9 protein-coding genes are annotated in these 13092 nt (G+C 51.1%); 5 read left to right on the plus strand and 4 right to left on the minus strand.

Features of this window, described 5'->3' with window-relative positions; all coding sequences use genetic code 11:
• Nucleotides 1-90: 90 nt before the first annotated feature.
• Nucleotides 91-483: a hypothetical protein gene (locus DC20_RS07375; protein WP_062543237.1), complete on the minus strand. Its 393-nt coding sequence runs from the start codon at nt 481-483 to the stop codon at nt 91-93.
• A gap of 548 nt (nt 484-1031) precedes the next feature.
• On the opposite strand from DC20_RS07375, the gene DC20_RS23355 reads away from it, so the two are divergent.
• Together DC20_RS23355 and DC20_RS07385 are read left to right on the plus strand one after the other, a co-directional pair.
• Nucleotides 1032-2324 carry a M20/M25/M40 family metallo-hydrolase gene (locus DC20_RS23355; protein ID WP_062543238.1) on the plus strand — a complete coding sequence of 431 codons (1293 nt, stop codon included), beginning with the start codon at nt 1032-1034 and terminating at the stop codon, nt 2322-2324.
• Nucleotides 2325-2344: 20 nt separating this feature from the next.
• Nucleotides 2345-2725, plus strand: a complete 381-nt coding sequence (locus DC20_RS07385; protein WP_157593087.1) for a DUF3592 domain-containing protein — start codon at nt 2345-2347, stop codon at nt 2723-2725.
• Nucleotides 2726-2750: 25 nt separating this feature from the next.
• Here DC20_RS07385 and DC20_RS07390 read toward each other — a convergent pair whose 3' ends face one another.
• Nucleotides 2751-5156 (minus strand): TonB-dependent receptor, encoded by a 2406-nt coding sequence (locus tag DC20_RS07390; protein ID WP_062543240.1) that lies wholly within the window; start codon nt 5154-5156, stop codon nt 2751-2753.
• 33 nt (nt 5157-5189) lie between these two features.
• Nucleotides 5190-5669 carry a GNAT family N-acetyltransferase gene (locus tag DC20_RS07395; RefSeq protein WP_062543241.1) on the minus strand — a complete coding sequence of 160 codons (480 nt, stop codon included), beginning with the start codon at nt 5667-5669 and terminating at the stop codon, nt 5190-5192.
• A 248-nt stretch (nt 5670-5917) separates the two neighbouring features.
• Between DC20_RS07395 and DC20_RS07400 the strand changes: the two genes are divergently transcribed.
• Entirely contained in the window at nt 5918-7114 is a 1197-nt protein-coding gene (locus tag DC20_RS07400) for a C40 family peptidase (protein WP_062543242.1), read from the plus strand.
• Nucleotides 7115-7208: 94 nt separating this feature from the next.
• On the opposite strand, the gene DC20_RS07405 is transcribed toward DC20_RS07400, so the two are convergent.
• The gene (locus DC20_RS07405; protein ID WP_083470263.1) at nt 7209-8588 is read right to left on the minus strand and encodes a D-alanyl-D-alanine carboxypeptidase; all 1380 of its coding nucleotides are present in this window, start codon (nt 8586-8588) and stop codon (nt 7209-7211) included.
• Between the two features lie 217 nt (nt 8589-8805).
• Here DC20_RS07405 and DC20_RS07410 point away from each other — a divergent pair, with 217 nt between their 5' ends.
• The gene (locus DC20_RS07410) at nt 8806-9861 is read left to right on the plus strand and encodes a S66 peptidase family protein (RefSeq protein ID WP_062543243.1); all 1056 of its coding nucleotides are present in this window, start codon (nt 8806-8808) and stop codon (nt 9859-9861) included.
• A gap of 97 nt (nt 9862-9958) precedes the next feature.
• Entirely contained in the window at nt 9959-13051 is a 3093-nt protein-coding gene (locus DC20_RS07415; protein ID WP_062543244.1) for a glycoside hydrolase family 3 N-terminal domain-containing protein, read from the plus strand.
• Nucleotides 13052-13092 lie beyond the last annotated feature (41 nt).

Consider the following 13092-nt stretch of genomic DNA (forward strand, 5'->3'; position numbering starts at 1 on the left):
TTTCTGTTTTAGAGAAGGTTCGTTCTAAGCAGGAATGGTCATAAAAGGCCAATTTCTGCTCTACTTACCTTTAAACTTCTCTTACTAGAATTAAGAGTTTTGTGAGTCACCGTACTGGTTGGTGCTGTAGTCAGATCCGCCAGAATATTGGTTTTTAGAACCTTTAGATTTTTTACCAATCTTTCCAAGTTTAGCTTTTCCAATCCAGCCCTGGTTGCTAGCTACCCAGTAAGAAGCGCCTAACAAAGCGGCACCGCCTAATACTTTTTGGGTAGTGCTCATACCATTGTAAGAACGGGAAACCGTAGTTCCAAGATCCTTTACAGATTGTGGCAATTGCATGTTTTTCACGGCATCTGGAATCTGAATGTTGCTCAGCATACCGCTTTTGTTTGAGTTCTGGTTTTGGCCAGACTGAGCAGAAGTAGAGTCTTGGTTGTAAGAAGTTGCATCTTGGGCTGAGTAGCTTGCTTGATTTTCCATAGTTGTAAAAATTAAGTTTTGTATATCTTTTTTAACCCAAAGCAATCTGCCTTGGGCACCGTCTTCACAGATCGGCGAATTCATTCTATCGCAAACGCGGCCGAATAGTTGCGTTCCCTTCTGACTTTTCTTCTATTTTTTCTAAACTCTACCCTCAGTTACTTTAAAGGGTGAAACGGTAGAAATATGGGATATTCAGTATATAGAACCACCTGATTTCTTACACAAAGCCCCTCATGCTCTGGCAATTTGGTACGTTTTAGTTATACGTTACTTGCTGCTGCTCTTTCTTACAAAGCGCCAGTTTTTGGGCAGGTGTTTCTTGGCAAAGTGTTAGTATTGTTTTGCCTTCCTTTTAGAAAAACAGACCTTAAACAACCCAAAGCACAACCGCTCTACATCTCAAGTGCCGTATTTCACGTTAAGTTTTGAGAACCAGACACCAACAACTTATAAGGTTCTCTTCTACCGTTAACCAATAGTTCAAAATCTATTGAAGCCTGTATATTTACTTACAGTCCTGTTCTTCCCATACCTTCACCCAAGCTATGAAACTAAAAAGCACCCTAGCTGTTTGCCTCTCCCTGCTCCCGTTCACCGGCTTGCTGGCACAGAAACATATTCAGCAGAAAGATGTGACCCGCATCATTCGCACCTTAGCCGCCGATGACATGATGGGCCGCCAGACCTTCACCCCGGGCATTGACAAAGCCGCTGATTTCATCTCCAATGAGTTCAAGAGCATCGGTCTTAAACCCTTCACCGGTGACACAGACTTTAAGCAGGAGTTTAAGATGTTCGCACTGAAACCCAGCAAAGCCGATGTTACCATCAACAAGAAGTCTCTGAACTCAGATGAATTCTTTTACACCACCGTGCACCGCAAATTTGAATGGGAAGAAAAAGCGCCTAAACCAATCTTTATAGGCGAGAACAATGATTTCAGACAAGGCATAAACACTGCCCGCAGATTAGGCAAAGACGCGCTGGTGGTAGTGCACCCCAAGCACCAGGAGATGTTCAAGCGCTATGCCGGATCTTTCCGTCAAGCCAGACCGGTCATGGAACTGGGGCAAGGCAATACCCTCATCTTTGTGCTTTCTACGCTTACGGAGGTAACGTCTTTTAACATAGAGATAAAGAACGATGTGGATGAACTGCCTCTGGCGAACGTGGTAGGTATGATTCCGGGCAAGCGCGCAAATGAGTTTGTGGTGTTCTCGGGTCACTATGACCACATAGGCATGATGAAACCCGTGGCCGGTGACTCTATTGCCAATGGCGCCGATGACGATGCCTCTGGCACCACCGCGGTGATCACCCTGGCCCGCCATTTCCAGAAACAAGGCAAGCCGGAGCGAACGCTTATCTTCGTAGCCTTTACCGCTGAGGAAATTGGAGGCTTCGGGTCGCAGTACTTCTCCAAGCAACTGAACCCCGATGAGATTGTAGCCATGTTCAACATTGAGATGATTGGCAAAGGCTCTAAGTTTGGGCCTAATAGTGCCTACATCACCGGCTTTGAGAAATCTGACTTCGGGAAGTTGCTGCAACAGGCGGTGAAAGGCACTCCCTACAGCTTCCATCCAGACCCATACCCTAAAGAGAACCTGTTCTACCGCTCAGACAATGCCACCTTGGCCCGGTTAGGCGTTCCGGCGCACACTATTTCCTCAGTACAGATAGACCAAGACAAACTCTACCACTCCGTGGATGATGAAGTAGAAAGCCTGGACATGGCGCATATGACCAACATGATTAAAGCTGTTGCCCTGGGCGCCAAAGACTTTGTACAAGGCAAGAAAACCCCTAAGCGGGTAGACAAGGCTCAAGTACAGTAAGCTTCTAAACCTTTATGGATATGGAAACTTTGTTTTTAGTAATAACAAGCATTTTCCTGGGTATTGGAATGTATCTTATCTACCATGATTATGCCCGCACAAAATATGGGTACCAAACTAGGGGCAGGGTAATCCAATTGAAAGGGGAATGGGGTTATGGTGGAAACAGCACAAGTCACCTGTACTATCCGATTGTGCGGTTTTACTCAGAGGGAAAGCAGGAACTACAAAGGAGACTAGAAGTGGGCTTCAGTATTCCTCTTTTTAGCAAAGGCCAAGACTTGAAGATTATCTATTACAATGACAAGGCATACCCAGCAGGTACTATGTGGAAGCTGCTATACTGGTGCATTTTTCTAATCAGCTTAGGAGCAGCTATAATTCAGCTTTATTACTGGTAATTTCCTTCTGCCAATGTAATACGCTCTAGAAATTGCCTCTCAGCGTGAGCACAAGGTTCCTTCCCGGGGCGCTCACACCTGAGGCATATACGCGGTAGAATTGGTCCAGAATATTCTCTAGTGCCGCCTGAAACTGCAGCCGTGGGTGGAATTGATAAGCGGTTCTCAGGTTGAGCGTGTACCAGGCAGGCACGCCCTGCGGGGTAGCGTACTGCAGGTTGTCTTCGCCCACCGGGTTGTAGTCCGCCAACCTTTTCCAACCGTTGTACTGCACGAAGAACTCAGAACGGAACTGAGGCAAGGTCAGAAATAAGCTCGTTTTCCCGAAAACGGGCGGAATATGATCCAGTGGAGTTTCCCCGGCTTCTGCCTGGATGCGGCCACGTGTATAAGTAAGCGTAGAAGCCAACCGGAAAGCCTGGGTAATGTCTGCATTCATCGAGCCGCTGAAACCGTAGATGTAAGCTTTGTTTGCATTCACGTTAGCGGTTACCCGGCTCAATTGTCCGTTGTACTCAATCTCGGGTTGGCCTTGGAAAAGGAAAGGCTGCGTGGTGATGGCATCGCGGTACCAGGTATAGAAACCGGTTCCTTCTACCCGCACGCTTTGCGCAATGGTTTTGCCTAGGGAAATCTCAGCGCTGTACGTGTATTCAGGCTTCAGATCAGGCTTGGGGACAATCAACTGACCCGCTACCGATTCAAACACTTTGCCTAAATCATCTACGTTGGGTGCCCTGAACCCGGAGGAAGCCACGGCCGCAAAACGCCATTCCCGCCCCGGCTGATACACCAGCCCCAGGTTTCCATTGACCGCTGTGTTCTTCTGGCTTACGTCATCAAACGGAAACGGGAAAAAGGTTTTGTCACGGGAGAAATCAGCATTAAGCGCTACTCGGCTTACCCTAATGCCATCAGAAATAATCCATTGCGGCGTAATCTCCCAGGTGTGGGTGAAATAGGCGGCTGCCGTGCACACATCAGAGCCACCACTGGGATAACGGGTGTCCAGCGGGGTACGCTCACCGGTAGTCAGGTTTATGCCGTAGGCGCGGGAAGAAACCTCGTTGTACGTTCCTTCCAGTCCATAGCGGAGTTCATGCTCACCCAGCAAACGGCTGACATCAGCATTGAGGGTATAGACATCCACGTGCTCAAAGCGGTTCTGCAACGGACCGCGGTTAAAGCGGCGGTTGTGGCGGCTTTCCTCCACACTTTGGTAAGCCGCGGTAACCCGCACGTTCTCCAACCAACCTCGGCCCTTGGTAGCGAAAGTATAAGCGGCCAGCCACCGTTCCTGCGGGCCATAGTACCACTCGCCATGGTTTAGGCGCCCTTGTGCATCTACCTCACTCAGGCGGTCATAGCGCGGAATGTCTGAGGAAGTAGAGAACTGCAGGTTCAGCAAATGCGAAGTAGTCACCGAAGGCTGAAACAGCACCTTCTGCAGCACATCGTACTGCTTGTAGCCGGTGAACTTCTGTACGTTTATGTTCTCATTAGGAACCATCACATCTTCGCCGTTCACGCGTTGGGCGTAGAAAGGCCGAAGCCCCCAATTTCCATAGAACGGATTGCGGTTTTTGCCCTGCCGCAGGTCATCAAAATCTGAATAGGTCAAACTGGTGAAGCTGCCCCATTGGCGTCCGCCCACGGAGAAGTCCACGTGGCCGGTTTTCTCCTGATTGGCGGTGGCGTAGCGGTTGAAAGCACCACCGGCCACGCGGGTTCCGGAGGAATCAGCTAGTAGTGGGTTCTTGGTATAGAAATGCACCACGCCTCCCAAGGCATCAGACCCATACACCACAGAACCGGGACCAAACACTACTTCTACTTTCTCAAGCGCGGCATTGTCCACCGTAATCACGTTCTGCAGGTGTCCGCCGCGGTAAATGGCATTGTTCAGGCGCACGCCGTCAATCACCATGAGCACCTTGTTGGCTTCAAAGCCGCGCAGAATGGGACTTCCGCCGCCGGCCTGGCTTTTCTGCACCAGCACCTGGCCGGTCTGTTGCAAGACATCGGCCGTAGTCTGGTTGCTTTGGAAAGCCAGGTCACGTGCTTTCAGGACTTGGATTTGCTGGGGCACATCGGCACGCTTTTCTTCGAACCTACTGGCGGAGACCACCACCTCATTCAGGGAATAGCTGCGCTCTGCCAATAGAACCCGGTAGTTCAGGGTTCTGAGCTGACTTACGGCCAAGGTCCTGGGTTGATAATCCACCCGCTCAAAGCGCAGGCTATCGGTATCCAGGAAGCCGCGGATACTGAACTTGCCTTTTATATCGGTTAAGAGCGGGGTCCCGCCCTGCGTGGGCACCACCCGCACTCCCACCAAGGGCTGAAGGTTGGCCCGGTCTTGCACCATCGCACTCTGCGCCCATGTTGCCAAAGGCAAAGCAACCAGCAACAGAGAGAGAATAGACTTCATATAAAAGTATATAGAAAATAGTGGGGTTCCAGATTAGAGGGCCAATTCCATTTTGATGTCTGCGCGCTTATATTCCTTCAGTTCATCTGCTACTTCCACAAATCCTAACTTTTGGTACAGGTGCAATGCCGTTTCCAGCTTGCGGTTAGACAGCAGCATGAGGGTGGTAGCGCCTAATTCACGGGCCTTCTGGATAGCGGCCTCACCCAAACGCTTCCCAATTTTTAGTCCCTGGGCTTTGTCGGTGACGGCCATCTTGGCTAGTTCATAGGTCTGGTTATCTACCTTTATCAAAGCGCAGGTGCCCACAATCTCACCATTGTATTCGGCCATAAAAATATGGCCGCCTTTGGCAATGATGTAGCCGTCTGGGTTCCCTAATGATTTATGGTCCAGTTCCTCCATCTCAAAATAGCGCTCAATCCAGGCCTGATTCAGTTCCCGGAAAAGAGTAGCGTGAGCGGGGGTATAGTCTATGATAGTAACGGAAGTGGGGGTAGCAGTTGTGTTCATGTGATGGTAAAGTACTTGCCTGCAAAGATATTGAAACCGGGCTGCGTTTCCGGATTGTTTTCAGGAAAAGAGGCCAAAAGCAGGCTCAACACACATCTTCTTATTTTCAGACCGAATTCTGAAAAAGGCCTTTAGAAGGGATGCTGTAAAAAATGCCGCTTCAAAAACAGCCTGCCTGAACGACTTCCGCTTTCCTCCTGTTCTGAATATACTGAAAAGTACTATATTTCGCCTACAGACCTATTTACATGAAAAAGAACGCGTCTTTTCTTCTCCTGCTGAGTTTTCTGGCGGCTTGCTCCAGCAGCAAACCAACGCCTGAAGCAACCTCCCCCCAGGCATCAGTGGTGACTTCGCCGCTGACCCCGCATGTAGAAGCCGTACGCCAACAGTTTGCCCCAGACAAACGGGTTGCCTTGTTCAATGTAAATACCAACGGGGCGGTACTGGCCGGCGAAACGAATTTACCAGCCGCTAAAGCAGCGTTGCTGGAGCGCCTGCAAGCCGCTGGTATCTCTTACCAGGACAGCATCCAGGTATTGCCTGAAGCTTCGCTAAAGGAAAACCAATATGCGGTAGTGATGCTTTCTGTGGCGAACCTGCGCTCCAAACCAGCGCATCCGGCGGAGCTAGCCACCCAAGCCACCATGGGGACCCCGCTGCGCGTCTGGAAACAGGACGATGGCTGGTACCTGGTGCAGACGCCAGACAAGTACCTGGCCTGGGTTGACGGCGGAGGCATCAAACTGATGGACCAGGCCGCCTTCACCAAATGGCAGCAAGGCGAAAAGCTCATTTATACCCAGCCCTACGGCTTTGCCTATACTTCACCCAATACCAAAGGCGCAACGGCTTCGGATTTGGTATACGGCGATGTGATGGTGCTAAAAAACCAAAGCAAAGGCTTCTACGAAGTCGCTTTCCCGGATGGCCGCACGGCCTTTATCCCTTCCACTGAGGTTCAGAAATATACAGATTGGGCCACCTCGCGTCAACCTACCGAACAGAACCTGGTGGAAACCTCTAAGCGCATGTTAGGCGTCCCGTACCTGTGGGGCGGCACGTCGTTTAAGGGCGTAGACTGCAGTGGCTTTACTAAAACCGTGTATTTCATGAATGGCCTGGTCTTGCCGCGCGATGCTTCTCAACAAGTGCACGTGGGCGACCTGATTGACACCAAAGACGGCTTCCAGAACCTGCGCCCTGGTGATTTGCTTTTCTTCGGGGTACCGGCCAAAGAGGGCAAATCTGAGCGCGTAATCCACGTGGGCATGTGGATTGGCAACAATGAGTTCATTCATTCAGCGGGCCGCGTACGCATCAACAGCATGGACCCAGCTGCACCAAATCATGATGCCTATGAACTGAACCGTTTTCTGCGGGCCAAGCGGGTTTCACCGCAGGCTTCGTTGATAGACTTGCGTACTGCGTCGTTGTTTCAGTAATCGCAGCAATCAGGTTCATACAGAAGCCCCGATTTAAGGCCGTTTTCTTAGAAACAGCCTGAAAGCGGGGCTTCCTCGTTTATGTTCTTTTCGCTTAGTACTTCTCGTGTACCTCAGTCATGATGCGCACCATCTCATTGCGGATCTCGCTGGAAGGCACCTTGAAGTTGTTGTTCATGAAACTGAAGAGCAGCAGCTTGCCGCTTTTGGTCATGATGTACCCGCTTTGGTTGTGCACGTGGGCCAGCGTACCGGATTTCCCGAACACAAAGGGGGGTTCTGCTTTGTAGATACTGCGAAAGGTGCCGGGTCTTCCGCCGGTGGCCATGAGCGGCAACAGGCGTTCAACAGGGCGTTCCTGCTGTAGTTTCTGTAAAAGGGCAATGATGCTGCGGGGCGTGAAGAGGTTCATGCTGGAAAGTCCCGAGCCATCTACCCACACCGGCGCATCGGGCAAGTCTGCCAAGTAATTCTTCACGGCGTATTGGATTCCCCTCTCCACAGACAAGGTATCAGACAAGGTACCGGAGCAAAGTACCATCAGTTGCTCGGCAAACAGGTTGTCGCTCACTTGCAGCATGCGCTTGTACACCGTGTCAGAAGGCAGGCCATAGAACGTTTGGGCACCGGTTGGCAGGGTACGGTTTTTCAGTAGCGTTACTTTCTTTTTAAGTGTATCGGCGAGCAACCGCACGGTCATGTCGGGCGAGGGAATGAACGGTACTTCCACGGAGAAATCAGCAGAAGCGTGCTTAGGGTAATAAGTAAACTCATTGGTGCGCCAGGCCCGCACGAAGGCGTCATTGTGGTTGTAGCGGGCAGTATCGGTTTTGATGATGGGCTTAAAGATGGCGGGGGTGGTGGTGTATCGCCGGGCTGGTCCTCCTTTGCGGGCAAACTTCACAATGTTGCCGTGAATGGGAAAAATGCTGCGCTCTGGCTGGTAGTAATAATTATAATCATCCCAGCCCCAGTTAGTAGCGAAGGGCGTACTGGCGAAAGGTGTCTCCAGGTAAAACAGTTTTTCTTTGCGGTTCTTCAGGAAGTCATAAGCCACCGTGTTCTTCAGGTCCATGTGCGTGAAGGTTGGGTCGCCGGTGCCCCAGAAGATGAGGGAGTCGCCCCGTACCACGTACTTGAGCGCCGGAATAGAGTCGCCCAACATTTTTAGGCTGGCGTAGAACGTGAATAGTTTGGTGTTGGAGGCAGGCACAAAGTACTTGTCTGAATTGTGTTCTACCACCATTTTCCCCAAAGCGGGGTCAAACAAGGCGAAGCCCACAAACCGGTTCTTCCCGATCTCAGATTCTAACACATGCTGCCTGATTTCCTCGGGTCCGTAGGCCGGCGGAGGTGGCGGGGTAGGTGTTGTAATCACCGCTGGCGCCTGCCTGGCAGTGCTACAGCCTACCAGAATGAACAGAAATAAGCAGGAGAGCGTGAGCCAGCGGAAGCCGGTAAAAGGAATGTGCATAACAGGTACTGTTTTAGAACTCTTAATTAGGGTAAGAATCTGGTATGGTCAAAAGATACTTTTAAAAACTTCTCTCTCCAAAAATCCACCACGGTCCAAGAAGCACGCAACTTGAGTTTTTTAATTTATTTAAAAACTTACAGAAAAGCATGATAATCAGGAACAATCTTTTTATTTTCGCTTGGGTATTCCTGCCCAACCTTAAACCTGTTCAGCTATGGTTAACCGTACCCGCCGTGAGGTGCTAGCGTCTCTTTCTGTGGCGGCCGCTTCGCTGCCCCTGCTAAGCTTTGTTTCAAGTCCTTTGCCGGAAAAAGCGCCTAAAACCCTTGTTCCGCCGCGGTTGAAACCTGGTGATACGGTAGGTTTGATTTGTCCGGCTGGAGCGGCGTTCAGTCGGGAGGCGGTGCAGATCACCAAAGAATCTATGGAGGCGCTGGGGTTGAAGGTAAAGCTGGGAAAACACGTGTTTGACCGTTTCGGGTATCTGGCTGGTACGGACCAGGCCCGAGCCGAGGACGTGAACGCCATGTTCGCGGATAAAAGCGTGCAGGGAATTTTGGCCGTGCACGGAGGCTGGGGCTGCGCCCGATTGCTGCCGTTACTGGACTACAAAACCATTCAGAAGAACCCCAAACCGCTCATCGGTTACTCAGACATCACGGCCCTACATTTAGCCATTAATGCCAAAACAGGGCTGGTGACGTTTCATGGCCCTGTGGGCTCGGCTACCTGGAACAAGTTCTCAGTAGATTCTTTTAGGCAGGTGCTGTTTGACGGCAGTCCGATCTTGTTTGAGAACCCCAAAGAACTGGGCGACAACCTCACCATCACCAAAGACCGCATTACCACCATTACGCCCGGCACCGCCCGCGGCAAACTGGTGGGCGGCAACTTAACTGTGCTTACTGCCATTATAGGTTCTGAGTATCTGCCCAACTGGAAAGACGCCATCCTGTTTCTGGAAGACACCAACGAAGCCGTGTACCGGGTAGACCGCATGCTCACCCAACTGAAGCTTGCTGGCGTGCTGAACCAGGTGAAAGGAGTGGTATTTGGCAAATGCTCAGACTGCGAACCGGGCAAAGGAGGTTATGGCTCCCTCACCTTGGAAGAAGTCCTGGAGCAGCATTTGCAGCCTTTGAAAGTGCCCGTGTACTCGGGAGCCATGATCGGCCATATCACGCATAAATTCACTATTCCGGTGGGTGCCGAGGCCGAAATAGATGCTACGGCAGGAACTATCAGGTTATTACAGGGCGCCGTAGCCTGATTCTGAACTTTGACGGGCTTTGGACCTGTTTTTGATATAATTGCCGTAATTTGCAGCCCTTCCTGCTACATACATTACCTTATTTCTGTCTATTACCTTGAAAAAACATCGTTTTCTTTCCCTCGCTATTGTTTTCATCTTTCTGGTAGGTGCCATCACCTTGCACGGACAGACCGGCAAGCGCAAACCTTCTAAAGCCTCCACGAAGAAGACGGCTGCTGTCTCAAAGAAAGCAGCTGCTAAGAAACCGGCGGTTCCGGTGTTCAACCCGAAAACGGACCCGCCGCATTTGGGTGCGAACCAGAAATGGGTAGACTCGGTGTTTAAATCCTTGACGCCAGAGGAGCGCATCGCGCAGCTGATTATGATTCCGGTGTACTCTAACAAGGATCAGGCACACATTGACTCTATCAGCCGCCTGGTGACCAACTACAAAGTGGGTGGTTTGATCTTCTTCCAGGGCGGACCGGTGCGGCAAGCGCATATGACCAACCGCTACCAGCGCGAAAGCAAGGTGCCGTTGATGATCTCCATTGACGGCGAGTGGGGCCTGGGCATGCGCCTGGACAGCACAGTGTCGTTCCCTTACCAGATGAGTTTGGGCGGAATTGAAAACGAGAAGCTGATTTATGACATGGGTGCCGAGATCGCGCGTCAGTGCCGCCGGTTGGGCATCCACGTGAACTTTGCGCCGGTAGTAGACGTGAACAACAACGCCAACAACCCCGTGATTGGGTTCCGCTCGTTCGGCGAAGACAAGTACAACGTGACCCGCAAAGCCATGGCGTACATGAAAGGCATGCAGGACAACAAAGTGATGGCCAACGCCAAACACTTCCCTGGTCACGGCGACACCAACGTAGACTCGCATTATGGTTTGCCGGTGCTGCATTTCTCTAAACTGCGCCTGGACTCTACTGAACTGTACCCGTTCAGAGAACTGATGAAGAACGGCTTGGGCAGTTTGATGGTGGCGCACATGAACATTCCGGTGCTGGACAACACCAAAGACGTAGCCTCTACCCTTTCCAAGGGCATTGTAAGTGATCTGCTTAAGAAAGAGATGGGTTTCAAAGGCCTGGTATTCACCGATGCCCTGAACATGCAAGGTGTGGCTAAGTTCTACCCTCCCGGAATTGTGGACGTGAAAGCGCTGCTAGCTGGCAATGATGTGCTTTTGAACACCATGGACGTGAAAACCACCATTGAAGAAGTGAAGAAAGCCATTGCGAATAAAGAAATCACCCAAGCCGAGGTTGATGCCCGCTGCAAGAAAGTACTAGCCGCCAAACAATGGGCCGGCCTGGACAAGTGGCAACCTATTGAGACCAAAAACCTGATCGCCGACCTGAACAACCCTACCGCAGATTACATCAACCGTCAGTTAACGGAGGCTTCGCTCACGCTGCTCCGCAACAAAGATAATGTGTTGCCTATTAAAACGCTGGACACCCTCAAGATTGCCGCTTTGGCCTTGGGCACCAGCACTGAAACCGAATTCCAGAAAAGCCTGGCCAAATACGCCAAGGTAGACAACTTCTTTTTGCCTCCCACCAGCTCCATTGCTGATCTGCAGGTCCTACAAGAAAGACTGAAAGACTACAACACCATTCTGGTTGGCGTGCACAAGCTGCAGCTGAAGGCCTCCGGCAACAACACCTTCGGGATTACCGCCGAGATGAACCTGTTCCTGAAAGACCTTATCCGTTCCAAGCAAACCATTGTGAGCGTGTTCGGGAACGTGTACAGCCTCAACCGTTTTGAAGACATTGAGAAAGCGCACGGTGTGTTGGCCGCGTATCAGGAGAATGCCTTAACCCAAGACGTAGCCGCCCAGATCATTTTTGGCGGTGTGGGTGCCAAAGGTAAGCTGCCGGTGAACGTATCTAACTACTTCCGGATGACCAATGGCCTGAAAACCGATGGCGGATTACGTCTGGCGTACACGCAACCAGAGGCTTTGGGCCTGAAATCACAAGATTTTGCCCAAATCGACACCCTGGTGAACCAGGCCATTCGGGCGAAAGCCACGCCGGGCGCCCAGGTGTTGGTCGCCAAGAACGGGAAAGTGATTTACGCCAAGTCCTTCGGATATCATACCTATGAAAACCAGACGCCGGTGAAGAACACTGATTTATACGATCTGGCTTCTGTCACCAAAATCACGACTGCGCTGGCCGCCTACATGAAGCTGAACGGAGAAGGCAAGTTTGATGTGGACAAAACCTTGGGTGAGTACCTGCCCATGATGCAAAAGTCAAACAAAGAAAGCCTGAAGTACCGCGACATTCTCACGCACCAGGCCCGCTTGAAATCCTGGATTCCGTTCTGGAAGGAAGAACTTAAGAAGAACGGTGAGTTAAAAAGCAGTGTCTTCAGTCCAGATTCATCGGCCAAGTTCCCGATCAGGGTAGCCAAGAATCTGTACATCCATAAAGACCACGCGGAGGAAATCTATGAGCAAATTAAAGAATCGCCGCTGAACGAGAAACCAGGCTACGTGTACAGTGATTTGTCTTTCATTCTGGCGCCGTTGGTGGTGAAGAACATTACCGGACAAGACTTTGAAACCTACCTGAAGAAGAATATTTACGAGCCGTTGGGCGCTCACACTCTTACCTTCAACCCATATAAGCAGTACCCGCTGTCCCGCATTGTGCCCACCGAGGTAGACACCCTGTTCCGGAAACAGCTGTTGCACGGAACGGTTCACGACGAAGGAGCCGCCATGCTGGGAGGTGTGAGTGGCCACGCAGGATTATTCGGAAACGCGAACGACTTAGCCAAGGTGATGCAGATGTACCTCAATGATGGTATTTATGCCGGCAAACGTTACATCGCGAACAAAACGGTGAGCACGTTCAGCAAATGCCAGTTCTGCCCAGACAACTACCGCGCCCTCGGTTTCGACCGTCCGTCCAAACCGGGCACCGTGAACGGAAATGCGGCCCAAAGCGCCCCGGCAGAAAGCTTCGGCCACACCGGCTTCACCGGTATTTATAGCTGGGTAGACCCCGTAAACCAGATTGTCTACATCTTCATGTCTAACCGCGTGCACCCCACCCGCGAAAGCTCAGTATTAAGCCAGCTGAACACCCGTACCAAGGTGATGCAGGTGGTGTATGATGCTATGGCGAAAGCCAAGAATGGTACTGCTCCCGCCACCGCTACTTCGACGACGGGACGGTAAGATTTAGTTGAAGAAAAGCAAAAGGCCCACACTGGTAAACC

Source organism: Rufibacter tibetensis, assembly GCF_001310085.1.
GTDB lineage: Bacteria > Bacteroidota > Bacteroidia > Cytophagales > Hymenobacteraceae > Nibribacter > Nibribacter tibetensis.

Coding starts and splice junctions, on each gene's coding strand:
- DC20_RS07375 (WP_062543237.1), bottom strand. CDS start 483: ATGGAAAATCAAGCAAGCTACTCAGCCCAAGATGCAACTTCTTACAAC.
- DC20_RS23355 (WP_062543238.1), top strand. CDS start 1,032: ATGAAACTAAAAAGCACCCTAGCTGTTTGCCTCTCCCTGCTCCCGTTC.
- DC20_RS07385 (WP_157593087.1), top strand. CDS start 2,345: ATGGAAACTTTGTTTTTAGTAATAACAAGCATTTTCCTGGGTATTGGA.
- DC20_RS07390 (WP_062543240.1), bottom strand. CDS start 5,156: ATGAAGTCTATTCTCTCTCTGTTGCTGGTTGCTTTGCCTTTGGCAACA.
- DC20_RS07395 (WP_062543241.1), bottom strand. CDS start 5,669: ATGAACACAACTGCTACCCCCACTTCCGTTACTATCATAGACTATACC.
- DC20_RS07400 (WP_062543242.1), top strand. CDS start 5,918: ATGAAAAAGAACGCGTCTTTTCTTCTCCTGCTGAGTTTTCTGGCGGCT.
- DC20_RS07405 (WP_083470263.1), bottom strand. CDS start 8,588: ATGCACATTCCTTTTACCGGCTTCCGCTGGCTCACGCTCTCCTGCTTA.
- DC20_RS07410 (WP_062543243.1), top strand. CDS start 8,806: ATGGTTAACCGTACCCGCCGTGAGGTGCTAGCGTCTCTTTCTGTGGCG.